Below are 25,481 nucleotides of genomic sequence, written 5' to 3'. Positions count from 1 at the left end.
ATAACTTTAAAAAGGCTGGCAGGGATTGGGTTCATTGCCCAAAACCCAGCCAGCAACGATCACTAACTCGCAGGAAACTCGTTTTGAATAGTTTTGAGAACGCCTTGGGCATAAAACTTTTCTAACCATCCAATCGTATTCGCAATAAATATTTCTTCGTGAATCAAGTCTTCACCAAATACTTTTGGCAAGCCCACTATGGCGCGCACAGTAGCCTCTGCATTACCAGAGTTAGCATCACATAGCGCACGCAATTCAGCAGCCAAGGGATCAGATACTTCGATTGCATTACCCTTTTCATCCACACCAGAAATATAACGAATCCAGGCTGCCACACCCAAGGCGATAATATCGATATGCCCATTGGATTTTAATTGTGCGCGCAAGCTCTCTAATAAACGCTGCGGCAATTTTTGCGAGCCATCCATAGCGATTTGCCAAGTGCGGTGCTTGAGCGCCTTATTGGAAAAACGATCGCGCAATTGCTGCTTGTAAGCTTCAATATCAAAACCAGCAGGAGCATTAATTGTCTCACCAGCTTCGCGCGCCATATAGGTTTTCACCATATTGACGAATGCAGGCTCACTCATAACTTCGCTAATATAGTCGAAACCGGATAAATAACCCGTGTAAGCCATAATAGAGTGAGAGCCGTTTAATAAGCGCAATTTAATTTTTTCAAATACACGCACATCATCAACCAAAAGTGCGCCAGTTTTTTCCCACTGCGGACGGCCATCGGAAAATTTGTCTTCAATAACCCACTGACTAAAGGGTTCGGCAATAACCACACCTTCATCGCGCATACCAATACGTGCTTCAATATCGCGGCGATCATCATCTGTAGTCGCAGGAACAATACGGTCAATCATGGTGGAAGGAAAGCAAGTATTAGCATGAATCCATTTCGCCAACTCTGGCGATACTTTTTCTGCAAATTGATTTACTACTTTTTCCAACACCTCACCGTTATTAGGCAAGTTATCGCAACTCAATACAGTAAAGCTTTTTGTTCCAGATTTAAAACGCGCATTTAGTGCTGCAACAATAAAACCTATAGCAGACTTTGGCTTATCCAGATTAACAAGGTCATGCTGTATATCCGGGTGCAAAATATTTAAATTTCCGGTTGCCGGATCATGGCAGTAACCTTTTTCGGTAACGGTCATGGAAATTATTTTGATGCTAGGTTGCGCCATCACTTCAATTAATTCTGCGGGATTTTCCGGGCCCACCAAATTTTTAATAACAGCGCCAATTAATTGTAATTTTTCACCATCACCAGAGCGTTCTACCAAGGTATACAAACCATCTTGCGGTGCCAACTGATCACGTACGCTTGGCGAACGCAAACTACAACCTATAATTCCCCAATCACCACCGAATTGATTTAACACAGCTTCGGTATAAAACGCTTGATGTGCACGATGAAACGCACCTATACCTAAATGCACAATTCCCGCTTTCAGGCTGCTGCGTTCATAGCTCGGCAAAATAACATCTGCAGGCAAAGCAGCAAGGTTCGTTTGATTCAATCTTTTCATAATAATTTCCGCAATAATGTAAAACGTTAATTCAACTGAGTTGATTTTTTAATTCAAAAATAATTCTGGGCATTCAATTTTTTCAGTGATATATTTTGATCACTTTTTATAAAATAATTTATCTATTTATCAACCAGATCTTTCAACCGGAATTTAATATGGCACACATAGCAGCGATTGGCGAAGTCATGGTGGAGCTTGCTCCTTTTCCCATTGACACTCCTGAAACAAAAAATCGCGACATCATGGCCCTCTCATTTGCAGGCGACACTTACAACACATCTGTTTACATGGCACGCCTTGGATTGCAAACAGATTATGTAACCAATCTTGGTGAAGACACCTATTCGCATACAATTATGCAACGCATGAGCGATGAAAACATCGGTACCGGCATGATCCAATGCCTGCCCGGTCGCTCACCAGGCTTGTACATTATTCGTAATACAGCTGATGGCGAACGCGAATTTTTTTACTGGCGCAAAGAGGCGCCTGCCCGCGAATTGTTTTCTACTGCCGAAAATAGCGAAGCACTTTTTCAAAAGCTTAAACAATGCGATTGCGTTTATTTAAGTGGCATCACCCTCGCTATTATTGGCGAGCAATCACGCCAGCACCTGCTCAAGGTTTTGCAGCAACTTCGCACCGCTGGTGTTACGGTTGCCTTCGACAGCAATTATCGCCCGCGCTTATGGCGCGACAAGCAAGAAGCTCAAGCAGCCATGCTACAAATCATGCAACATACTGATATTGCGCTCCTGACTCTTGATGACGAACTTTTACTCTGGGGCGACGACACCATCGAAGGCTGCAAAGCTCGTTACTCCAATTGCAATTTGTGCGAATTAATTTTAAAACGCGGCGCTGAAGATGCCGTGATTATTACTGCCAATTCACAAGTTCATATTCCTGTACCGCCTGTTGCGAATGTAATTGACACAACTGGCGCTGGCGATACCTTTAACGCAGGTTATTTAGCTGCGCGCTTGCAAAATGCATCGGCTGAAGATGCTGCTCGCCAAGGCATCCGTTGCGCCGGCATTATTATTCGCCATCGCGGTGCGGTTATTGAAAGATCTGTTTTTGATAAAGAACTTGGCGCTTAGAGGCCGCTTTTACTTCTACTAACAAGCCGCGTTAAACGCGGCTTTTTTATTTAAGCATTGGAATTCCGCGTTTACATAACTGAATTGCCAATCCCCATGGGTCACGCATCATCACCAAATGCGAACCATCTTTAATATGTACTTCTTCTGCAAATGTAGCTCCAACCATTTCCAGCTCAGCACGCTTTTGCGTCGGGTTTTCACACACAAACGCAAGATGCAGCAACAATGGATTCATGCTCGCATAGTCGGGCACTTGATCGGGCGGATTGTTATAAATTTCCACCATTACCTGACCGCTGTTATCGCCTAAAAAATGTGTCAGGGCCGCACTATCTGATTTGCGCACAATGGTCATACCCATGTTTTTCACATACCAGTCGGCCATGGCGACGGGATCGGCAACATTTATTGCAAAATGTTCAATCTTCATAAAGGTATCGACCTTAAAAGTTTTACACTAAAAACACAAAAGTGCTTTTGGTCAAAGCACGTTTGAATTTCATCAAGCCACATTTTTCACGATGTGCTCTACCATTTTTTTCGCATCGCCAAACAACATCATCGTATTGTCTTTGTAGAAAATTTCATTTTCTACACCAGCATAACCTGAAGCCATACTACGCTTCACAAACAACACTGTGCGCGCTTTTTCAACTTCTAAAATCGGCATTCCAAAAATGGGGCTTTGCGGATTGGTTTTGGCCGCTGGATTCGTTACGTCGTTGGCACCAATAACAAAAGCTACATCAGCAGCCTGGAATTCGTTATTAATATCATCTAGCTCAAAGACTTCATCATAAGGAACATTAGCTTCGGCCAGTAGCACGTTCATATGCCCCGGCATACGGCCAGCCACGGGGTGAATGGCGTAACTCACTTTAACGCCTGCAGCTTTTAGAGTATCACCCATTTCACGTAAAGCGTGCTGTGCCTGCGCAACAGCCATACCGTAACCCGGAACAATAATCACTGAACCGGCATTTTTCATAATAAAGGCAGCATCTTCTGCACTGCCGCGCTTTACCGGGCGATCATCAGCTGATTTACCATCTGCAGTCGCATTGGGAGCAGCACCAAAACCACCCAAAATCACATTAAAAAACGAGCGGTTCATACCCTTGCACATGATATAGGACAAGATAGCGCCTGACGAGCCGACTAGTGCACCAGTTACAATTAATGCACTGTTATGCAAAGTAAAGCCGATTCCTGCTGCCGCCCAACCTGAATAAGAATTGAGCATAGAAACTACCACCGGCATATCCGCACCGCCGATGGGGATAATCAAGAGCACACCTATCACAAATGCCAATGCGGTCATTGTCCAAAATATCCATGGCGATTGATCAAAACAGAAATAAATCACCAAACCTATAATTGCCAAACCTAAAATGGCATTTAAAAAATGCTGACCTTTGAAACTCACAGGCTTACCAGATACCAAACCTTGCAATTTGGTAAACGCAATAATAGAGCCGGAAAAAGTAATTGCACCAATCACCACACCTAAACCCATTTCTACGCGACTGGAAATAAAAATTTCACCGGCATGATTTAATAGATGAAATGCGGCTGGATTACTAAATGCAGCGCCCGCCACCATGACTGCTGCCAAACCAACCAAGCTATGAAAAGCGGCAACCAATTGTGGCATTGCTGTCATGGCAATTTTTTTGGCGGTGACAATACCAATAACTGCACCAATTGCCAGCGCCGTAAAAATCCATGCATAGGAAGTTACAGCTGGACTTAAAATTGTTGTAACAACCGCAATGGTCATGCCCAGCATGCCCATAAAATTTCCGCGACGCGATGACTCAGGTGAAGACAAACCACGCAACGCCATAATGAACAAAACAGCGGAGACCAAATAGGCCAAAGCTGTCAGGCTTTCATGTAAATTCGACATAGGCTCCCCAATAATTTTTTATAGTTTTGTATTTTTTACCACGGTTAATTTTTCTTTTTATACATAGCCAGCATTCGCTGAGTAACGGTAAAACCACCAAAAATATTGATTGCAGCCAACACCATGGCGATAAAGCCCAGCACCTTTGCAAGGCTCATATCAGCAGGCCCAACAGCAATTATTGCTCCCACAATAATGACACTGGAAATTGCATTGGTAACCGCCATAAGCGGTGTGTGCAACGCGGGCGTTACGCTCCACACCACGTAGTAACCTACAAAAATAGCCAACACAAAAATGGATAATTGAGAGATAAAATTCGCGTCCACAATGCTTCTCCACTAATGTTTGAAGGTCGGGTGAATAATTTCGCCCGCGTGGGTTAAGCTGGAAGCCAGCACAATTTCGTCATGCCAATTCAATTTGAATGCATGGGTTTCCGGATGAACGTGCGGCATTAAATAATTCAATAGATTTTTGGCATAGAGCGCACTGGCATCGGTCGATAAACGACTGGGAATATTCAGAACGCCAATAATTGAAACACCATTTACCTCAACAACTTCTCCAGGCTTCGTCAAACTACAATTACCACCTTGCTCTGCCGCGAGATCGACAATTACTGAACCCGGGCGCATGGAGTAGACCATTTCATCATTAATTAATACCGGTGCGCGGCGACCGGGAATTAATGCGGTGCAAATTGCTATATCTTGTTTCTTTAAAGTTTCTGCAACCAATTCGGCTTGACGACGCTTGTAGTCATCACTCATTTCTTTTGCGTAGCCACCAGATGTTTCTGCATTGGCGACTTCTTCGCTTTCCACCATGACAAATTTTCCGCCAAGGCTTTCAACTTGTTCTTTGGATGCAGCGCGAACATCAGTTGCGGATACCACCGCCCCTAAGCGTTTTGCAGTTGCAATTGCTTGCAAACCCGCAACACCAGCACCCAATACCATCACGCGAGCGGGAGCTATAGTGCCCGCTGCCGTCATCATCATGGGCATAGCACGATCAAATACATGAATCGCTTCAATAACTGCGCGATAACCTGCCAAATTACTTTGCGAACTCAATACATCCATACTTTGCGCACGCGTAATGCGCGGTACAAATTCGAGTGATATTGCGGTGACATCTGCAGCTGCGTAGGCGTAAATCGCCGCAGTGTTTGCGTAGGGTGATAAAATCGCCAACAAGATTGCGCCGCGCTTAAAGTAAGCCAGCTCATCAACTTTGCCCTCACCTGCAAGCACTTCACTGGCAAGCAATGGACGCTGAACTTTCAATACAATATTGGCATCGCCCAACAGCACAGCCAAATCAGTTTCTATAGTGGCGCCAGCGGCAATATAGTCAGCATCACTAATGCGACTCGCTTCACCCGCACCCATTTCAACTGCAACACGGAATCCCAATCCAATAAATTTTTTAACCGTCTCTGGTGTAGCAGCAACGCGTCGTTCATGCTCGCGACGCTCTTTCATCACTGCAATTTTCATCTTTCGCTCCCATTTGGTCTTTTTCGGGCAAAAAATCCCCTATCAACCTGAATATTGATATTTATGAATATTTTTTGGAAATTGACCTTGATGCAGTTTTACCAAAACAAATCGAAACCGATTAGTTTTTTTGCACTGCTTATGCGCTTAACAAAATGCTGTTGCGCTTTTATTTTTATGCACTCTCACCATCGACTAAATTTTTAAGCAATTATTCTTATACTGTTGCCCCAATCTTCCACGGAGTAAATTCATTGTCACCATAACCCAGCGCTTCACTCTTGGTTTCTTCGCCAGAAGCAATCTTTAGAATTTCTTGAAAGATTTTTTCGCCGCACTCATACAAACTAATTTCGCCATCCAATACGCCGCCGCAATTGATATCAATATCTTCTTTCATGCGCTCGTAAAGCGGAGTATTACTAGACAATTTAATACACGGCGCAGGCTTGCAGCCAAACGCAGAACCGCGTCCGGTGGTAAAACAAATAATTTGTGCGCCCGAGGCAACTTGCCCGGTGGCAGACACAGGGTCATAACCCGGGCTATCCATAAACACCAGGCCTTTTTGCGCAATGTGTTCTGCGTAGAGATAAACACCGTTCAAATTGGTTGAACCACTTTTTGCTTGCGCGCCCAAGGATTTTTCCATGATGGTGGTTAAACCACCGGCTTTGTTGCCAGGCGATGGATTGTTGTTCAATTCAAAATCGTTGCGCGCGGTGTACTCTTCCCACCACTTGATGCGCGCGAGTAATTGTTCTGCAACTTCAGGATTAGACGCACGCTGCGTTAGCAAATGTTCAGCGCCGTAAATTTCTGGTGTCTCGGATAAAATCACGGTACCGCCGTGGCGAATTAAAATATCGCCTGCAATCCCAAGCGCAGGGTTTGCAGTTACGCCGGAAAGCGCATCGGAACCGCCGCATTGCAAACCAATCATCAACTCGCTTGCAGGTACAGTTTCGCGCTCGAACTTGTTAACTAGCGGCAACATTTTGCGCAGGGTCTCAATACCCTTTTCAACGGAGACACGCGTACCGCCTTCGTCTTGAATTGTGTAAGAGCAAAAAGTTTCGCTACCCGCCAAACCACTCTCTTGCAAAACGCGGCTGACTTGCATGGTTTCGCAGCCGAGGCCAACCATCATCACACCACCAAAATTCGGGTGACGCGCATAACCATCGAAGGTGCGGCGCAAGGTTTCATAACCTTCGCCATCGGAACGCATACCGCAACCTGTCTCGTGGGTCAGGGCAACTACGCCGTCCACATTAGGATAATTTTTCAACTCGCCAGAGAAAGTGAAGTGCTGGGCCACAGCGCGCGCAACGGTTGCGGAGCAATTAACCGTGGTCAAAATGCCAATATAATTGCGGGTACCCACTTTGCCGTTCACACGCTTGTAGCCGCGGAAGGTCGCGCGCTCACCAGCGGGAACAAATTCAGTCGCAGTAGACTTACTGCAAAATCCGTAATCTTTATCCGCATCGCCCATCACGCAGTTGTGCACATGCACGTGGGCGCCTGCAGGAATAAATTGGTTGGCAAACCCCATGGTCTGGCCATACTTGAGGATGGCTTCACCCTCGTTGATATCGCGCAGGGCGACTTTGTGGAGCGCAGGAATGTCATTCAACAAGCGCAACTCAGACGTAATTAATTGGGTTCCTGCGGGTAACGCGACTTTACAGATGCCGACATTATCCAACTCATGCAAACGAAGAATGTTGCTCACAGGACCACCTGAATTAACTACTTGGGGAATATATTTTAAACCGATTTTTGATGGCCGGAAGAAAAACAGGCGCCTTGCGGCGCCCAAATCGGCAATGGTATTCGGTCAATACCGTTTTTAGACTAGCACCCCGGATATTTTTCCCGCAACTCACCCCCAAGCCCAAACCACTAACAATGAAACGGTTTCACAAAATAGTTTCTGGTTTTTAGCATTGCCCATCCCCTTTAACCACAATGGCAGATAAAAGCTATCCCACTTCAGCTAAATTTGTAGGATTTATGTTTCGTAAAAATATTTTTAAAAAAAGTGAAAATATTTTTATCGCAGAAGACAAGAAACCGATTACATAAATACTTTAAGCAAAATGTAATCGTTTACAGTAATTTAATTAGGTAAAACAAACTAAAAATAATCACTTTTATAGAAAAATTTACACTCAGGGTTATTGCTTTTATTTCAACCGCTCTTCACAATTAAAAACAACTTGATCAATAAAAATAGTTTTTGGCCCATTTAGCAGACTTATTTTGAATTTGAGCTATACCTAAAACGGGCTAAATCAGTAGTACGCAAGACTAAGTGCGCATCAACCATAATGATTAGATGAGAGCGAGCTGGTGAATAAACCCATAAGTCAATTGAGCCGTCGTACCTTTCTAGCTTCAGGCCTGGCCTCTGCAGGTTTGGGTTTGACAGGCTGTGCTGCGCTTTCTGGCACACAGGACAAGCAACTCAGGGAGCTCACGCACAACTCTGACAAAGCTTGGGCTGGTGCGCGCAAGATCCTGCGCGAGACCAAAACGCCTCACTTCCCCAAACGCGATTTTCTGGTTACCGACTTTGGTGCTAAAGCGGATGGCAGCAACAACAGCCAGGCATTTGCAAACGCGATTACCAAGTGCCACGAGAGCGGTGGCGGCCGTGTTTTAGTGCCTAAAGGCGAATTTGTAACCGGCCCTATTCACCTACTATCAAACGTGAACTTACATTTGGAAGAAGGTTGCACACTGCTATTTAGCACCAACCCAAAAGATTATTTACCCGTGGTTTTTACCCGTTGGGAAGGCATGGAAATGATGGGCTACTCGCCCCTGGTTTACGCCTTCCAGCAGGAAAATATTGCACTGACAGGTAAGGGCACTCTCAATGGCCAAGCAGATGAATTTACCTGGTGGCCGTGGAAAGGCGGCAAGTGGAAAAGCGGGAAAAACTGGAGCAAAGACGGTGTCCCAACCCAGGACGCAGCGCGTAAGCAACTTGAACGAGATGCTGAAGCCAACCGCCCAGTAAGCGAAAGAATTTATGGTGAAGGCGCGCAATTACGTCCGCCGTTTGTACAGTTCTACAGCTGCAACACCTGCCTGATTGAAGACGTCACCATTACCCGTGCGCCCTTTTGGTTGATCAACCCTGTGCTTTGCCAAGACGTCACAGTGCGCGGCGTAACCTGTTCGAGCCTTGGCCCTAACTCAGATGGTTGCGATCCAGAATCTTGCAAAAATGTAGTGATTGAAAATTGTTATTTCGACACAGGCGACGATTGCATTGCGATTAAATCCGGCCGCAACGCTGATGGCCGCCGCTTAAATGTTCCTTCAGAAAATATCGTCATCCGCAATTGCAAAATGCGCAACGGCCACGGCGGTGTTGTTATCGGCAGTGAAATTTCTGGCGGTGCGCGCAATATTTTTGCCGAGAATTGTGAAATGAGCAGCCATGATCTTGAACGCGGCTTGCGCTTTAAAACCAACTCCGTACGCGGCGGCACTATCGAAAATGTGTACTTCCGCAATATCGATATTGGCGATGTACAAACCGCGTTGGTAATTGATTTTGGTTACGAAGAAGGCGACACCGGACAATTCACGCCCACGGTAAAAAATATTGAAGTGCGCAATTTGCGCTGCAAAAACGCCAAACAAATTTTTAATGTGAAAGGTTACGAACGCTCACCTATTCGCAACTTGCATTTAATTAACGTGCAATTTGACCAGCCGGCCGATGTAGGCAAGCTTGAAAATATGGATGGCTTTGTCGCCAAAAACGTAAGCATTGCCGGAAAGCCTTTTTCAATTTAGTTATACACCGAATTTTTCAGAAAGTGTTTCTGTAAAACAAGAACGCTGACGTATCCAGCTTTAACGACAGCAAAAAAATTGTTATCTACTTAATGTGGGAAACAGTAAATATCACAACGCTAATGTGATTAATCAACAATAAATACGGGGAATAGCAACATGAGCAATAAATTTAAAATCAATCCGCTGGTACTGGCGATGGCGGTTGCAATGCCGACGACTGTATTCGCACAAGACGATCAAGTTGAAGAGATTGTGGTAAGCGGCTTCCGCGCCAGCCAGGCAAAAGCACTGGATGCAAAACGCGATGCAACAGGCTCTGTAGACGCTATCATGGCTTCTGACATTGCAGAATTCCCCGACAACAACCTCGCGGAATCTTTGCAACGTATTCCTGGTGTTGCAATCACGCGTTCAGGCGGCGAAGGCCGTAACATTTCAGTGCGCGGTTTGAGCGCGCAATACACTCGCATCCGTATTAACGGCATGGAAACTTCAACCACCACGGGTGGTACTGATGCGACCGGCGGTAACAACCGCGGCCGTAGTTTTGACTTCAACGTTTTCTCTTCAGATCTGTTCAGCTCTTTGGTTGTCCACAAAACCGGTTCTGCAGATGTAGATGAAGGTTCATTAGGTGCGACCGTTGATATGCGCGCACCACGTCCATTCGATAAAGAAGGCTTCGTATTTACTGCGAATGGTCAATTGGGCTACAACGATCTTTCTAAAGAACAAGATCCTGCTGGCGGCTTCTTAATTAGCAACACATTTGCTGATGGAAAATTCGGCGCATTGTTCTCTTACTCTTACGGTGAGCGCAGTATTCTCGACCAAGGTACCAGTACTGTGCGTTGGAGTAACGCCGCTGCTGAAAAATTTGGTAAATACAAAGGCACAACTGTTTTAGCAACAGATGCATTGACCACCGCATTCCACCCACGTATTCCACGTTACGATTCATACGAAACTAACTTGTCACGTGAAGGCATGAGCGCGTCTTTGCAATTCCGCCCAACTGATGCAACTGAAATTAGTTTTGATGCATTGAAATCAAATTATGAAGCTACCCGTAAGGAAAAATTCCTTGAGGCTTCAATGAACGGCAACCAAAACGCCAGCGTGAATATTCTTGATTACGAAATTCAAGGCAACAGTTTGGTGTATGCAACCATGACCGGTGCACGTCTCTTGGCAGAAAGCCGTGAAGACAATATGACCACCGATTACTCTATGTATACCTTGTCAGGAAAGCATGACTTCAGCGATAGATTCCGTATTGATGCAATGATTGGCAAATCAAGATCTGATTTTGATAACCCGATTCAGAACACCATCATTATGCAAGCGAACAACCAAAACCTTACATGGGATTATCGCAACGGTGACGCTCGCATCACCGTGGGTGATAGCGCATTTGTTCCAGCAAGTTGGAGCATTAACAGTGTGCGTCAACGCCCACAAGCTACCGAAAATAATTACGATGCAGCCAACTTTAATCTTGGCTTTGACGTAAATGATACCTTCACCTTAAAAGCAGGCGCAGCCAGAAAGAAATTTGAATTTAATACCTGGCAAGAAGCTTACCTCGGTGGTGAGGGTCTGGGCACTGCAGCAAACTGTGCGCTTACTGGCAACACCACTGCAACTAACACGGCAAGCCCATCGTGCGGCGTGAACTTGTTGCAAAGTGCAGATTTAATAGTGAAATATGATTCTGGTTTGGGTCAAGATGTACCTTGGTTGTTGCCTAACCGTGCATTAGTTATGGACACATTTAAGCTTTGGGACAAGCCAATGACTACTGCAGAAAGCAGCACTGCGCGCAGCAGCACATTTGATGTTACTGAAGAAACCGATAGCGAATACGTACAAGTGGAATTCAAAACCGAACTGGCTGGCTTGCCATTCCGTGGTGATTTCGGCGTGCGTCACTTCTCTACCGACCAAAAGTCGAGCGGTTGGGTACAACGTAACAAAGTATGGGTACAAGAGTATGTTACCCGCAGCTACTCAGACACTTTGCCGTCAATCAATTTGGTACTCGAGCCAACAGAAGACGTGTTGATTCGTGCAGCTTACTCTGAAGGTATTGCGCGTTCCAACATGGGTAACTTGACTAACGATACCAACGTAACTTACACAGGTACCAACCGCGCAATCACTATCAACAACCCTAACTTGATGCCATCAAAAGCCAAGAGTTACGACTTGGGTGTTGAATGGTATTTCGCACCAGAATCTGCGTTAGGTTTTGCACTATTCAGAAAAGATGTTGATACCTTTGTACAAACCGTACCTGATAGCCTCACTTTCGCTCAACTCGGTTTGTCCGCTGACTTGGCAGTGGCTGCATGCGGAACTTCTTACGGCGCAAATACAAACTGTAATGAAAACTTGCCATGGGGTGTATCACGTCCTGCTAACGCGCCAGGCGGTGTTATCAACGGTTATGAAATCAACTATCAACAACCATTTACCTTCTTGCCTGGTTTCTGGCAGAACTTTGGTTTCATAGGTTCTTTCACTCACGTTTCGTCTGACATGGATTATATTACTGCCTCAACTACAACTACAGGCGGCACGATTGTCACCACTCAAACATTAACCAACGCGCCACTCTTGAGCTTGTCACCTAACGCTTCAAGCGCAACTATTTACTACGAGAAAGATGCATTTAAAGCGCGTATCTCTGTTGCAAAACGTGATGGTTATTTAACACTTGCAGTGAAAGACTCCAACTCCAACTACCAAAATGGTACCAATGGCACCACCAACGTAGATGCTCAAGTTTCTTACGATTTCAACGATCATTTCAAAGTCACTCTTGATATGCTCAACTTAACCAACGAAATTGATGATCAATGGGTTGAATCTACCGAACCACGTTTGTCTTACGTTCACGAGACTGGCAGACAATTTAACCTGGGTGTGAATTACAAATTCTAATTCCTCCCTGTTAAACGTTTTAAACAAACCTGTTATACGTTTTAAACAAAAGGGATGTCGGTTCACCGGCATCCCTATTTGCTTGTTAAAGCTACAGATTTAAATCACTGAAACATCCTATAGAAAAGCACGACACTGCTTCTGGCTATTACTGCCGCTAACGACCACAGGTGAAATTCTTTGAATCAGATTAAATCATCCAAGTATTTTATGTTGACGCTTCTCAGCGCTGGTTTGCTGAGTGCATGCACCAACGAAAAATCAACGAACCTCACGCCACCCGTAGCAATTGCCGCACCCATAGCCACAATTGAAGCAACCAATCCGAGCAATTTTGCACGCACGCAAGAGCCGCTTTATTTTTCACTTTATGATTTAGGCTTGGCGAATGATGATGCCAAAGCAAAATATTTAGTTGCGCAGCAAGATGGCAAAATTTTGCCAAGCCAATTAATTGATACCGATATGGACAGCAAGCCCGACACCTTTTTAGTTGTGCCCGATTTTGCTGCTGCCCAAACCCAAAAATTCAGCATAGTAAGTGATGCCAGCATTAAAGTTCCCGCACTTAAAAAGCAAACCCAAGCCGAAATTTCCATTAAAGAAGGTGGTCAATGGAATGGTAAGGTTTACGAAAATTTTACCCACTTTAAAAACGTCCAAAAATTTACTCCGCCACCACAGTACACAGACCACTCTTATTTTATCCGCTACGAAGGCCCCGGTATTGAATCAGACAAGACGGCCTATCGCGTTTATTTAGATTGGCGCAATGGCTTCGATATCTTCGGTAAAAAAACCAGTGACATGGTTTTGCAAAATGTTGGGCAAAAAGATTATGAAGACTACCACCACGATGCACCTTGGGGTCAGGATATTTTAAAAGTGGGTAAAACCCTGGGGACCGGTGGGTATGGATTTTGGAACGGTAAATCCGTCGATCTCGTATCAAAAGTAAAAACCTGGGATGCCACGATTGTAGAAAACGGTGCACTCTACTCTGCATTCAATATCAAATACAACCAATGGGAAGTGAATAATACTGTTGTCGATTTATCTTCAACTATCGCCATGAATGCAGGCAGCCGCTTGGCACATACACGTTTAGCTTTATCCATACCGCCAACTACAGAAGCTAAAGTACACCCTAAATTAATCCTCACGGAAAAAATCCCCAACATTGCTATTGGTGTTGTTAAGCATAAAGACACCAAACTCATTTTGGGGAATGAAACCGTATCAGGTAACGCCTGGACTTACGCCGCCAGCTGGGGCAAACAAAGTTTAAGTGGTCCAGATGATTATGTAGGCATGGCCGTTATTTTCAAACGTGGTGACCGCGAGCTGCAAACAGAAGATGCAGGTTCTTACGTTACCGTAATGAAAAACCTTAACGCCGAACTCGAATATTATTTTGTGGCGACTTGGGATAAAGAAATCAACGCAATTAAAACTGAAGCCGAGTTCAAAGCCTATTTGGACCAGGAAGTTGAACGCCTGACCAAAACGACTCGCATTGAATTGCAAACAACCTTGGGCGCTGCTGACAAGAAAAAAAAACTGGACGCAAATGAAGCCCTAGCCTGGAGCAAGCGTCTTGCTGATTCAGATATTGCCCGCAAAACATTTACCTTCGGCTACGGCAGTTGGGATGACGTGCGCGATCGTAAAGCAAAATTTGATTACGATATGAGCGGCTTGCATATCATGGCGCTACAAGAACTTAATAAAGTATCGCCAGATCCTAAATACGCCAATGCAGCAGAGGCAGTGACTGGCACATTCGTTTCAGATGCAGGTGAAATACACACTTTCAAACCGGATTTGTTCAGTATTGATTTAACTAATCCCGGCCGCGTATTAATTAATTTAGAAACCGCTACGCACAAAGAAAAATATCGTAAGTCCGTAGATTTTTTACGTGCACAATTGAAAAAACATCCGCGTACATCAGAAGGCGCATTTTGGCATCGTATTACTTACCCGAACCAGTTGTGGCTAGACGGTGTCTATATGGGCATTCCATTCCTTGTGCAATATGCAGCCACTTATGAAACCGGGGCCACTCAGCACAAGAGTTTTAAAGAAGCAGTACACGAATTTGAAATCTCCCGCAATCGCTTACGCGACCCTAAAAATGGTTTGTATTTCCATGCTTGGGATGAATCCAAAAAAGCAATTTGGGCAGATAAACACACCGGCCTCGCATCACAATACTGGGCTCGTGGTTCAGGTTGGCTAGCCATGGCAATGGTTGATGTTTTGGATTATTTACCGGAATCTGAAACTGAATTACGAAAAACAATGATCAACATGATCAATGAATTTGCCGAGACCATTGTGCGCTACCAAGATCCTGAAACCGGTACATGGTGGCAAATTCTGGATAAACCAAACGCAATTGGAAACTATCGTGAATCAAGCGCAAGCGCCATGTACTCATACTTTTTATCCAAAGCCGTTAACAAAGGTTATTTACCGCAGACCTATAGTGATGCGGCAACTAAAGCCTTTAGCGGATTGGTAAACGAATTTATCAGCATGCATCATGACGGCAAAATTAGTTTTAACATGCAGTGCCAGGTTGCCGGTTTGGGCTTTGGCCGCGATGGCACCTATGACTACTACATGACCGAACCTATTGTGTCCGACGACCCCAAAGGCAACGGCCCCTTTATTTTAGCGGGCATTGAAACTTACAAAATGCTGAAGAAATAAATTCTCCAGCAACCTAATTCCTTTTAACACCAGAGAAAGATTTAGCCATGAAAAAGATTGAAGAACGTTTTGCAGTCCATGTTGATGACTACAAACACTACGACACCGAAAAACTGCGTAAACATTTTTTAATTGAAAATGTATTCGCTGCTGACGAAATATTGTTCACCTATACCCACTACGAGCGTCTTATGGTTGGCGGTGTTATGCCGGTGAACAAATCAGTAAAACTGGAACCTATTGATCAATTAAAAGCTGATTATTTTTTGCATCGCCGCGAACTCGGCGCTATCAATATTGGCGGAAACGGAAAAGTAACGGTTGACGGTGAAGTATTTGATATAGGTACCAAAGAAGCGCTCTATATTGGCCGCGGCGCCAAAGAAGTTTTTTTTAGCAGCGACGACGCCACCAATCCCGCGAAATTTTATTTGAATTCAACCCCGGCGCATTGCGCATATCCCACTAAAAAAGTGAACAAAGAAAACAGCAAAGTGTTACATATGGGCGCAGGCGATACCTGTAACGAGCGCGACATTTATCAATTGATGATTAGCACTGTACTCGATACCTGCCAATTACAAATGGGCATGACCGAATTAAAGCCCGGTAGCATTTGGAACACCATGCCAATGCATACTCACAGCCGCCGTATGGAAGCCTATTTTTATTTCAACATTCCGCAAGATCATGCAGTGTGTCACTTCATGGGCCCAGCAGAAGAAACTCGCCACATTTGGGTAGGTAATGAACAAGCTGTAGTGTCACCACCATGGTCTATGCACTCAGGTGTAGGCACTGCAAATTACACCTTTATTTGGGGCATGGCTGGCGAAAACCATGATTACACCGATATGGATTTTCATAAGCCAAGCGAAGTGAGATAAGTATGAATCATCCACTATTTGATTTAACCGGAAAAATTGCTGTAGTCACAGGCGCAACTCACGGCTTGGGTATGGCGATGGCTGCAGGCCTTGCCAGTGCAGGCGCAACTTTAATTATTAACGGCAACTCATCGCAAGAAAAAATCGATACGGCTGTTAACACTTATCGCGGAATGGGTTTTAAGGCTTTCGGTTACAAATTCAATGTAACAGATGAAGACCAAGTGAGCGCAGCTGTAGATCAAATTGAAAAAGATCACGGCGCAATTGATATTTTAATTAACAACGCCGGCATTATTAAACGCACGCCTTTATTGGAAATGTCGTTAGAAGATTTTGAAGAAGTTATCAAAATTGATTTGACCGGCGTCTTTACCATGACCCGCCCTGTCGCGCGAAAGATGGTGGAGCGCCGCCGCGGAAAAATTATTAATATCTGCTCAATGATGAGTGAGCTAGGCCGCAATTCTGTAGGTGCTTATGCCGCAGCAAAAGGCGGATTAAAAATGCTCACCAAAAATATGGCAACCGAATGGGCGAAATATAATGTGCAAGTAAATGGTATTGGCCCCGGTTATTTTGCCACTAGCCAAACTGAACCTATTCGTGTTGACGGTCATCCCTTCAATGATTTTATTATCAGCCGTACACCGGCTGGCAAGTGGGGCGACCCGGATGATTTGCAAGGCGCCACAATTTTCCTCGCATCAAAAGCGAGCGATTTTGTAACCGGGCAAATTGTTTATGTCGACGGCGGCATTTTAGCCACTATCGGCAAACCCAGTAACGAAGCCTAAGTAAAATACATGGAACAAAAAAAAGCCCAGCCAAGTATTTGGTTGGGCTTTTTTATTGGGTCGGATATTCCAATCGCTAAAACTGGCGTAGTCATCATTATTGTGCTGGACTTAAGACAACTTACACTTGGTCGATGAGTATTGCTTATGTCATTAGTTGAGCAGCCGCAAGGCACGCTAACCTTACAAACCCTTTCCATGCCCGCAGATACCAACCCACTCGGCGATATTTTTGGCGGCTGGTTGCTATCGCAAATGGATATCGCCGGTGCTGTGTTGGCTCTGGAAGTTGCGCAAGGCAGAGTCACTACAGTAGCCGTAAGCGGTATGAAATTTTTGCACCCCGTGCCCGTTGGCTCTTTAGTAAGCTGCTATGCGCTTTTACGCGGAATTGGAAGAACCTCTATTAAAGTTGGTATTGAAGTTTGGATAAAGGATTTTAAAACCCATCAACGTATTAAGGTCACCGAAGGCGAATTCGTTTATGTAGCAATCGATGATGAAGGAAGGAAACGCCCGGTTACCACAAAGATTTAGATAGATTTGCACTAAAATTTCGATCTTTTAAGCGACATGCTGAAGTGCAGCTTTCTCACACTCACAATTATCTATTAGATTTCAACAAGATAGCTGCATTCTCCCACCATCTCAAACCCTACTGAATTTTGCGGAAAAAATAAACAACTACATCCTCCAGCTGTATTTCAATAAATTTACTGCTAATGTCGTTCCGCTGTGGAACTGGCGGCAATTCACACCATCTAATGCGCACGCGGAGGGAAACAAATGCTAAAAGATTCACCATCAGGCTATGGCTTAATCACTATTATTTTTCATTGGGTTAGCGCGCCCTTAATACTTTTTGTATTTGGTTTAGGTGTTTACATGCGCGGCCTTGATTACTACTCTCCCTGGTATCACCGCGGCCCCGAAATTCACATCGCCTTAGGCTTGGTTATTTTTCTGTTGATGAGCTTGCGCTTTTTATGGCGCATTCGTAGTACCTCACCCAACGCCATACCCACCATTAGCAAAAGTAATTTGCTTGCTGCACAAGTAGTAAAAATTTTGCTTTACGTTTTTGTTTTTATTATTTGCATCACCGGCTACCTCATTACTACTGCAGAGGGCCAGGGCGCTGCATTTTTTGATTTTTTTTCAATTCCCGCAACAGTGCAATTAAATGCACACAATGTTGATCGCGCAGGGGCGATTCATAAATATCTTGCGTGGACACTCATTGCCATAGTAGTCGTACATGCCGCGGCAGCAATATTTCATCATTTTGTAAAACGCGATAAAACCTTAATCAGAATGTTAAAACCCAGCGATAGCGCTGATTAACTTCCTTAACCTCGTCAGGAGCAATTTTATGTTTGCAAAAAAACAATTAGCGATTCTCGCCATCAGTAGTTTAAGTGCAATTGGCTTACCTGCTTTCGCCGATAATTACACCATTGATACCAAAGGTGCGCACGCCTCTATTAACTTTAGCGTAAAGCACATGGGCTTCAGTGTATTGACCGGGCGCTTTGACACTTTCACCGGTGATTTCACTTATGATCCAGCGAATCTTGCTGCAAGCACGATTAACGTAACAATTGATACCACCAGCGTTGATACCAATCACGCTGAACGCGACAAACATTTGCGTTCGCCCGATTTTTTAAATGCGGAGAAAAATCCCAAAGCAACTTTCGTTAGCAAGAAAGTTGTTGTTGGTAGTGATAAAACCAGTTTTAATTTGATTGGCGATTTCACACTGAATGGTGTAACCAAAAGCATTACTATTGCAGCTAAAAAAGTAGGCGAAGGTAAGGATCCATGGGGCGGTTACCGCGCAGGCTTTGAAGGTACTACAGAAATTTTCTTGAAAGACTTTGCAATCAATACCAAATTTGTACCCGATACTGAAACGATTAAATTGTCATTAAATGTTGAAGGCCTTAAAAAATAAGTTTTAAGGCAACAAAAGTCCCCACCGCATTGACCATGTTGTGGGGATTTTTTTTACAATTCTTGTTTTGACAAATTCGCGCTTAATAAGTCAGTATGAGTATTATAATACAATTATAACTCGCAAAATATAACAAGGTATTCATAGCATGAAATACATAAGCGTAATATTTGCATTGGTATCAAGCATCGCTTTTGCACAATCAACTCCAGAATCACTCACTTCATTAACCTTGCAGTACGACAAACCAGCCGACAAATGGACGGAAGCCCTACCCGTTGGTAACGGCCGTTTAGGTGCAATGGTATTTGGCAGAGTCAACGAAGAACTTATCCAACTCAACGAGGCTACGCTGTGGAGTGGCGGGCCAGTTGCTAAAAATGTAAACCCTAAAGCTTTCGAATTTTTGGCGCCCGCACGTCAAGCCCTATTAGAAGGCGATTATATAAAAGCCAGCGACATAGTAAGAAACATGCAGGGCTATTTCACTGAAAGTTATTTACCACTGGGGGATTTGCAAGTTTCACAAAGCTTAACGGGTAACACCAGTGATTACGCACGCGATTTGAATATACGCGACGGTGTAACTACCACCCGTTTTAAAGTAAATGAAATAAATTACAAACGCGAAGTATTTGCCTCCGCACCAGGCCAAGCCATTGTGGTGCGCATTTCTGCCGACAAAGCCAATCAAATTTCGTTAACAGCGAGCACCAAGAGTCCGCTGCGATATTCAAATTCTAGTACTGCCGATACTCTATTGTTAAAAGGCAAAGCGCCTTCGCATGTGGACCCGAGTTATTTTGGCGCGAAGCGTGAACCTATTGTGTATGACGAAAAAGATAGCTGCAAAGGTATGCGTTTTGAATTAGCAGTAAAGCCCATTGTTAAAGACGGGCAACTTTCTATCGCTGAAAACAAAATCAGTGTGAGTAATGCATCTGAAGTAATTTTACTTTTATCCGCTGCGACAAGTTTCAATGGTTTTGATAAGTGCCCGAATAGCCAGGGCAAAGATGAACATCTATTGGCAAAAAATTATCTGGAAAAAACTAACGGAAAAACCTTTGAGCAATTACTTGATGAGCACCTGAAAGATTTCCATCACTTTTTTGATCGTGTCTCATTACAGCTCAACACTGACAACCAATCCACCATTTCAAAATTACCAACTGACGTACGTTTGGCTCAATATACGGCAGGCAATCCAGATAGCGCACTTGAAGCACTCTACTTTCAATTCGGTCGCTACTTGTTAATTTCGTCGTCGCGCACACCTAATGCACCGGCAAATTTGCAGGGCATATGGAACAAAGAAGTGCGTCCGCCATGGAGTAGTAACTATACGACCAATATCAATATACAAATGAATTATTGGCCAGTTGAGACTGCAAATTTATCGGAATTATTTTCACCTTTAAATGATTTCATTCATAACCTGGCGGTTAATGGTGAAGAAACTGCAGCAAGTTTTTATCATGCACCGGGTTGGGTTGTGCACCACAATTCAGATATATGGGCAACATCCAATCCTGTTGGCGAGCTGGGAAAACTCGATCCTATGTGGGCGAATTGGTATATGGGTGCAAACTGGATGAGCCGCCATTTGTGGGAACATTACCAATTTACGGGCGATAAAGAATATTTAAAACAAATTTACCCTTTGTTAAAAAGCGCGGCGGAATTTAGTCTTGCCTGGTTGCAAACCGATAAAGACGGTCACCTGATTACAATGCCATCTACTTCGCCCGAAAATGTTTATTACTACCAAGACAAAGCGGGTCAACAACAAAAAGGTAACATCACCGTAGCTGCCACTATGGATATAAGTATTATTGGCGACCTCTTTGGAAACGTGATAACTGCGAGTGAGATCCTGAATACTGATAAAGCTTTCAGAAAAAAATTAATTGCAAGCAAAGCAAAATTGCTGCCCTACCAAATTGGCAGTAAAGGTCAGTTACAAGAATGGTATAAAGATTTTGAAGAGGTGGAGCCACATCACCGCCATGTATCGCATTTGTATGCATTGCATCCTGCGCATGAGATTTCACCATTAAATACGCCCAAGCTGGCAGACGCAGCACGCAAAACATTAGAGCTGCGTGGCGATGACGGCACAGGTTGGAGCCTGGCATGGAAAGTAAATATGTGGGCGCGCTTACTCGATGGTGACCATGCTTATACTTTATTTAAAAATTTATTGCGATTAACCAGAGAGAAGGACAATCAATACGGTGGCCAAGGCGGCGCCTACCCAAATTTATTTGACGCTCACCCTCCCTTTCAAATTGACGGGAATTTCGCGGGCACTGCCGGTGTGATTGAAATGTTGTTACAAAGCCAAAATGATGAAATTCATCTGCTACCCGCGTTACCCTCTGCATGGCAGTCAGGAAAAGTGACGGGTTTGGTAGCGCGCGGAAATTTTGTGGTGGAGATTAATTGGAGCAAAGGCGAAGTAAGTAGTGCAAGTATTTTGGCGCGCCAGCAAGGTGAATGCCAGCTACGGACCAACACGCCGGTTGAAATAAAATCACTCAACCTGCGCAGTGAAAAATCCAGTATAGGTTACCTGGTAAAATTCAAAGCCGAGCAAAACAAAAGTTACACAGTTACGCCTTTGAGCATTCACTAAAAATACGGATAAAGAGTTACATCTTTATCCGTGTCAATAAAAAGCAAAACCAAGAAAGTAAAACGTAAAAATATTAAATGAGAGTGTAATAAAACCCTGGCAATCATCCGCTAATAACAACCAGAGTGAACAACTATGATCGACTCAGTAAACCGCCGTACCCTTATGCGTGGAGCTGTTGCAAGTGCATTAGGCATATCAAGCCTGTCAGCACTTGCGGCAGAGCCCGCGTCACCCACGCCCACAGGCACGCTTAAAGGCAATATTCGCCATTCGGTAGCGCGCTGGACATTTGATTTTCTTTCTGTCGATGAACTCTCCCGTGTAGTAAAACGCCTCGGGTTTTCTGCAATTGATTTAGTCGGCCCAAAAGAATGGCATATTCTTAAGCAGCACGGCGTGGATTCCTCCATGTGCAACGGCGCAGAATTAAATTTGGAGGATGGTTGGGGCGACGATAAATTTCATAAACCACTAATCGATAGCTATCGTAAACATATCGATCTGGTGAGTGATGCCGGCTATAAAAACCTGATTTGTTTTAGTGGCAACAAGCGCGGCAAAGATCCTGAAGAAGGTTTGAAGAACGCGACCAAAGGCTTGAAACAAATTCTCAGCCAGGCAGAAAAACGCGGTGTCATTATCCAAATGGAATTATTCAACAGTAAAGTTAATCATCCGGATTATTTTGCAGACAATTCCGCTTGGGGTATCGAATTGTGCAAGCGCATTGATTCGCCCAACTTTAAATTGTTGTACGACATTTACCACATGCAAATTAGCGAAGGCGACATCATTCGCACTATTCAAAATAATCATCAATACTTTGGTCACTATCACACGGCGGGCGTACCGGGCCGCAACGAAATTGATGACACACAAGAACTCTACTACCCTGCTATTGTGCGCGCAATTCACGCCACCGGCTTCAAGGGTTATGTAGCGCAAGAATTTATGCCCAAGCGCGCCACCGATAAAGAGAAAGTTGAATCCTTGCAAGCAGCTATTCGCATCTGCGACGTTTAATCTCCATTTAAAGCATACTTATAAAGAGGAATACTTATGTCCACACAACACTTCGATGCCATTGTAGTTGGCTCGGGCATTAGCGGCGGTTGGGCTGCAAAAGAACTCACCGAAAAAGGTTTAAAAGTATTGTTGCTTGAGCGTGGGCGCAATATTGAGCACGTTAAAGATTACGTGAATGCGAGCAAAGATCCGTGGGACTATCCACACCATGGCCGCCCCACACAAGAAATGAAACGCAATCACCCCGTGCTGCAACGCGATTTTGTACTCAGTGAAGAAACCGATGGCATGTGGGCGAACGAACAAGACAGCCCTTACATTGAAAAGAAACCGTACAATTGGTTTCGTGGCTATCACGTTGGCGGACGCTCGCTATTGTGGGGGCGCCACAGCTATCGCTTGAGCCAGCGGGATTTTGAAGCAAACCTGCGCGAAGGCATCGCTATTGATTGGCCAATTCGCTACGCCGATATGGCGCCCTGGTACGATTACGTAGAACGCTATGCTGGAATCTCTGGAACGCGCGAAGGGCTGGATCATTTGCCCGACGGCCAATATCTTCCACCAATAGAACTCAACTGCGTAGAAAAAGATGTAGCAGCGCGAATTAAAAAAGCCTACAGCGGCAAGCGTTTAATGATCAACAGCCGCGTTGCCAACATCACCCAACCCAAACCAGAGCAAGGCCGGGTTAATTGCCAATACCGCAACAAATGTTGGCTCGGTTGTCCCTTCGGTGCTTATTTCAGTACGCAGTCATCCACGCTGCCCGCTGCAATGAAAACTGGCAACCTTACACTGCGCCCTTTTTCTATAGTAAGCCAGATACTCTACGACAAAGATAAAAAACGCGCCCGCGGTGTAGAAGTTATTGATGCAGAAACAAAACAAACTTATGAATTTACCGCGAACGTAATTTTCCTCAACGCATCCAGCTTTAATTCCACCTGGATCTTAATGAATTCCGCTACAGATATTTGGCCCGGCGGTTTAGGCAGCAGCAGTGGCGAGTTGGGTCACAATGTTATGGATCACCATTTCCGTGTAGGCGCTGGCGGCACCGTGGAAGGATTTGAAGACAAATATTATTACGGCCGTCGCCCCGCTGGTTTTTATATTCCACGCTTCCGCAACCTCGATAACGAAAAACGTAATTATTTACGCGGTTTTGGTTATCAAGGTTCAGCAAGCCGCGAAGACTGGAACAGAAATATTGCCGAGATGGGAATAGGAGGAAGCTTCAAAGATGCACTCGCTGAGCCAGGCGCATGGACAATCGGCATGACCGCGTTTGGTGAAATTCTTCCGCATCACGACAACCGAATTTATCTCGATCACACCACCAAAGACAAATGGGGCTTACCTGTATTGGCAATGGATGTTGAACTTCGTGATAACGAAAAAGCCATGCGCAAAGATATGATGCAAGACGCCGTTGATATGCTCGAAGCCGCCGGTGTTAAAAATGTACGCGGTGGCGACTGGGGTTACTTACCCGGTATGGGCATTCACGAAATGGGCACCGCACGTATGGGCCGCGATCCAAAAACATCCGTACTCAACGGCTTCAACCAAGTGTGGGATGCACCCAACGTATTTGTCACCGACGGTGCTGCAATGACCTCAGCATCATGCGTAAACCCATCATTAACTTACATGGCCATGACTGCCCGCGCGGCAGACCACGCTGTAAAAGAATTGAAAAAGGGGAATCTGAAATGAATCGCCGCGAACTCTTAAAACTCATTAGCGCTGCAACCGGTACCGCCATGATTGGTGGCGGCACCACAATCTTGAGCGGTTGCGCAACAGAACCAAAAGCACAACCAAAAAATTCTCTGATTTTTTCATCCAGCGATATTTTATTGCTGGATGAAATTGCCGAAACCATTTTGCCGCGCACCAGCACACCGGGCGCGAAAGATGCAAAAGTTGGCCAGTTTATGAGTGTGTACGTAAACGATTGCTACACGCTGGACGAGCAAGCGATATTTCACAAAGGTTTAATATCACTTGAAGAAGCTTGCAAAAAAGCACATCAAAAAAGCTTTATGAATCTGCCTGCTCCCGAGCGCGAAAAGTTTATTAACGAGCTCGATAAACAAGCGCGCCAACAAACAAGTGGTGGCAATATTCACTACTTCACCATGATCAAACAATTAACGCTGTTTGGTTTCTTCACGTCAGAAGTTGGTGGTACGCAGGTGTTACGTCATGTGGCGATACCAGGAAGATATGACGGTGAGCTGCCGTACAAGCCGGGGGATCGGGCTTGGGCTACGCGCTAACAACGAAAATACTTTGTTGATTTTCTTACGCTAAATATTAACAACCACATTAAATAATTGTTATTTAATGTGGTTGTTAGACCTTCACAAATCCCCCCCTACCCATATCTCAACTACTTCCGTTCAATCTCGTTAAACATCTTGTAGGTACGATTAGCGTAGCGTAATCGTACGTATGAAAAACCAACCAAATTAAAAGAGAACGAAGAAATACCACATTATCTTCAAGTACAAATTACGCCTTTTAAATTTTACATAACAAGCTTCTCGTACATAACGGGTGTACAGATAATGGGGCAGACTTGCGCTTGAAACTTAACATTCGTACGATT

The 25,481-nt window shown here is 44.5% G+C and carries 19 protein-coding genes; 13 read left to right on the top strand and 6 right to left on the bottom strand.

Going from position 1 to position 25,481, the window contains the following annotated elements:
* Window positions 1–62: 62 nt before the first annotated feature.
* The gene (locus IE104_RS17305; protein ID WP_189420835.1) at window positions 63–1,544 is read right to left on the bottom strand and encodes a mannitol dehydrogenase family protein; all 1,482 of its coding nucleotides are present in this window, start codon (window positions 1,542–1,544) and stop codon (window positions 63–65) included.
* A gap of 158 nt (window positions 1,545–1,702) precedes the next feature.
* Here IE104_RS17305 and IE104_RS17300 point away from each other — a divergent pair, with 158 nt between their 5' ends.
* The gene (locus tag IE104_RS17300; RefSeq protein WP_189420834.1) at window positions 1,703–2,650 is read left to right on the top strand and encodes a sugar kinase; all 948 of its coding nucleotides are present in this window, start codon (window positions 1,703–1,705) and stop codon (window positions 2,648–2,650) included.
* A gap of 46 nt (window positions 2,651–2,696) precedes the next feature.
* Here IE104_RS17300 and IE104_RS17295 read toward each other — a convergent pair whose 3' ends face one another.
* From IE104_RS17295 to IE104_RS17275, 5 genes are all read right to left on the bottom strand, one after another.
* Window positions 2,697–3,083 (bottom strand): VOC family protein, encoded by a 387-nt coding sequence (locus tag IE104_RS17295; RefSeq protein ID WP_189420832.1) that lies wholly within the window; start codon window positions 3,081–3,083, stop codon window positions 2,697–2,699.
* Between the two features lie 72 nt (window positions 3,084–3,155).
* Window positions 3,156–4,562, bottom strand: coding sequence for an NAD(P)(+) transhydrogenase (Re/Si-specific) subunit beta (locus tag IE104_RS17290; protein WP_189420830.1), 1,407 nt, complete (start codon window positions 4,560–4,562; stop codon window positions 3,156–3,158).
* A 44-nt stretch (window positions 4,563–4,606) separates the two neighbouring features.
* Window positions 4,607–4,891: a proton-translocating transhydrogenase family protein gene (locus IE104_RS17285; protein ID WP_189420828.1), complete on the bottom strand. Its 285-nt coding sequence runs from the start codon at window positions 4,889–4,891 to the stop codon at window positions 4,607–4,609.
* 12 nt (window positions 4,892–4,903) lie between these two features.
* Window positions 4,904–6,067: a Re/Si-specific NAD(P)(+) transhydrogenase subunit alpha gene (locus IE104_RS17280; protein ID WP_189420827.1), complete on the bottom strand. Its 1,164-nt coding sequence runs from the start codon at window positions 6,065–6,067 to the stop codon at window positions 4,904–4,906.
* Window positions 6,068–6,284: 217 nt separating this feature from the next.
* Window positions 6,285–7,805, bottom strand: a complete 1,521-nt coding sequence (locus tag IE104_RS17275; protein WP_189420825.1) for a UxaA family hydrolase — start codon at window positions 7,803–7,805, stop codon at window positions 6,285–6,287.
* 620 nt (window positions 7,806–8,425) lie between these two features.
* Between IE104_RS17275 and IE104_RS17270 the strand changes: the two genes are divergently transcribed.
* The 12 genes from IE104_RS17270 (at window position 8,426) to IE104_RS17215 (ending at window position 25,149) form a co-directional block, all read left to right on the top strand.
* Window positions 8,426–9,886 (top strand): glycoside hydrolase family 28 protein, encoded by a 1,461-nt coding sequence (locus IE104_RS17270; RefSeq protein WP_229838071.1) that lies wholly within the window; start codon window positions 8,426–8,428, stop codon window positions 9,884–9,886.
* Between the two features lie 159 nt (window positions 9,887–10,045).
* The gene (locus IE104_RS17265; protein ID WP_189420823.1) at window positions 10,046–12,835 is read left to right on the top strand and encodes a TonB-dependent receptor; all 2,790 of its coding nucleotides are present in this window, start codon (window positions 10,046–10,048) and stop codon (window positions 12,833–12,835) included.
* A 180-nt stretch (window positions 12,836–13,015) separates the two neighbouring features.
* Window positions 13,016–15,553, top strand: a complete 2,538-nt coding sequence (locus IE104_RS17260) for a glycoside hydrolase family 88 protein (RefSeq protein ID WP_229838070.1) — start codon at window positions 13,016–13,018, stop codon at window positions 15,551–15,553.
* Window positions 15,554–15,600: 47 nt separating this feature from the next.
* Window positions 15,601–16,440, top strand: coding sequence for a 5-dehydro-4-deoxy-D-glucuronate isomerase (kduI, locus tag IE104_RS17255; RefSeq protein ID WP_189420821.1), 840 nt, complete (start codon window positions 15,601–15,603; stop codon window positions 16,438–16,440).
* A 2-nt stretch (window positions 16,441–16,442) separates the two neighbouring features.
* Window positions 16,443–17,237: a gluconate 5-dehydrogenase gene (locus tag IE104_RS17250; protein WP_189420819.1), complete on the top strand. Its 795-nt coding sequence runs from the start codon at window positions 16,443–16,445 to the stop codon at window positions 17,235–17,237.
* Between the two features lie 147 nt (window positions 17,238–17,384).
* A complete protein-coding gene (locus IE104_RS17245; protein ID WP_189420817.1) occupies window positions 17,385–17,774 on the top strand; it encodes an acyl-CoA thioesterase in 390 nt (129 codons plus the stop codon).
* 249 nt (window positions 17,775–18,023) lie between these two features.
* A complete protein-coding gene (locus IE104_RS17240) occupies window positions 18,024–18,581 on the top strand; it encodes a cytochrome b (protein WP_189420815.1) in 558 nt (185 codons plus the stop codon).
* Window positions 18,582–18,609: 28 nt separating this feature from the next.
* Window positions 18,610–19,194: a YceI family protein gene (locus IE104_RS17235; RefSeq protein ID WP_189420813.1), complete on the top strand. Its 585-nt coding sequence runs from the start codon at window positions 18,610–18,612 to the stop codon at window positions 19,192–19,194.
* Between the two features lie 148 nt (window positions 19,195–19,342).
* The gene (locus IE104_RS17230) at window positions 19,343–21,832 is read left to right on the top strand and encodes a glycoside hydrolase family 95 protein (RefSeq protein ID WP_189420811.1); all 2,490 of its coding nucleotides are present in this window, start codon (window positions 19,343–19,345) and stop codon (window positions 21,830–21,832) included.
* Window positions 21,833–21,967: 135 nt separating this feature from the next.
* Window positions 21,968–22,858, top strand: a complete 891-nt coding sequence (locus tag IE104_RS17225) for a hydroxypyruvate isomerase family protein (RefSeq protein WP_189420810.1) — start codon at window positions 21,968–21,970, stop codon at window positions 22,856–22,858.
* 36 nt (window positions 22,859–22,894) lie between these two features.
* On the top strand, window positions 22,895–24,583 hold the full coding sequence (locus IE104_RS17220) for a GMC oxidoreductase (protein ID WP_189420808.1): 1,689 nt from the start codon (window positions 22,895–22,897) through the stop codon (window positions 24,581–24,583).
* On the top strand, window positions 24,580–25,149 hold the full coding sequence (locus IE104_RS17215; RefSeq protein ID WP_189420806.1) for a gluconate 2-dehydrogenase subunit 3 family protein: 570 nt from the start codon (window positions 24,580–24,582) through the stop codon (window positions 25,147–25,149). Before IE104_RS17220 ends, IE104_RS17215 begins: the two co-directional genes overlap by 4 nt.
* The last annotated feature ends 332 nt before the right edge of the window (window positions 25,150–25,481 follow it).

Origin of the sequence: Cellvibrio zantedeschiae, from assembly GCF_014652535.1 — a bacterium.
Taxonomy (GTDB): Bacteria; Pseudomonadota; Gammaproteobacteria; order Pseudomonadales; family Cellvibrionaceae; genus Cellvibrio; species Cellvibrio zantedeschiae.
The sequence above is the reverse complement of the archived record's forward strand: the minus strand, read 5'-3'. Positions and strand labels throughout refer to the sequence as shown.

What these genes read in the sequence shown, in the direction of transcription:
- IE104_RS17295 (WP_189420832.1), bottom strand. Translation starts at nt 3,083, where the DNA reads ATGAAGATTGAACATTTTGCAATAAATGTTGCCGATCCCGTCGCCATG.
- kduI (WP_189420821.1), top strand. Translation starts at nt 15,601, where the DNA reads ATGAAAAAGATTGAAGAACGTTTTGCAGTCCATGTTGATGACTACAAA.
- IE104_RS17230 (WP_189420811.1), top strand. Translation starts at nt 19,343, where the DNA reads ATGAAATACATAAGCGTAATATTTGCATTGGTATCAAGCATCGCTTTT.
- IE104_RS17280 (WP_189420827.1), bottom strand. Translation starts at nt 6,067, where the DNA reads ATGAAAATTGCAGTGATGAAAGAGCGTCGCGAGCATGAACGACGCGTT.
- IE104_RS17235 (WP_189420813.1), top strand. Translation starts at nt 18,610, where the DNA reads ATGTTTGCAAAAAAACAATTAGCGATTCTCGCCATCAGTAGTTTAAGT.
- IE104_RS17225 (WP_189420810.1), top strand. Translation starts at nt 21,968, where the DNA reads ATGATCGACTCAGTAAACCGCCGTACCCTTATGCGTGGAGCTGTTGCA.
- IE104_RS17245 (WP_189420817.1), top strand. Translation starts at nt 17,385, where the DNA reads ATGTCATTAGTTGAGCAGCCGCAAGGCACGCTAACCTTACAAACCCTT.
- IE104_RS17300 (WP_189420834.1), top strand. Translation starts at nt 1,703, where the DNA reads ATGGCACACATAGCAGCGATTGGCGAAGTCATGGTGGAGCTTGCTCCT.
- IE104_RS17240 (WP_189420815.1), top strand. Translation starts at nt 18,024, where the DNA reads ATGCTAAAAGATTCACCATCAGGCTATGGCTTAATCACTATTATTTTT.
- IE104_RS17215 (WP_189420806.1), top strand. Translation starts at nt 24,580, where the DNA reads ATGAATCGCCGCGAACTCTTAAAACTCATTAGCGCTGCAACCGGTACC.
- IE104_RS17250 (WP_189420819.1), top strand. Translation starts at nt 16,443, where the DNA reads ATGAATCATCCACTATTTGATTTAACCGGAAAAATTGCTGTAGTCACA.
- IE104_RS17290 (WP_189420830.1), bottom strand. Translation starts at nt 4,562, where the DNA reads ATGTCGAATTTACATGAAAGCCTGACAGCTTTGGCCTATTTGGTCTCC.
- IE104_RS17265 (WP_189420823.1), top strand. Translation starts at nt 10,046, where the DNA reads ATGAGCAATAAATTTAAAATCAATCCGCTGGTACTGGCGATGGCGGTT.
- IE104_RS17220 (WP_189420808.1), top strand. Translation starts at nt 22,895, where the DNA reads ATGTCCACACAACACTTCGATGCCATTGTAGTTGGCTCGGGCATTAGC.
- IE104_RS17305 (WP_189420835.1), bottom strand. Translation starts at nt 1,544, where the DNA reads ATGAAAAGATTGAATCAAACGAACCTTGCTGCTTTGCCTGCAGATGTT.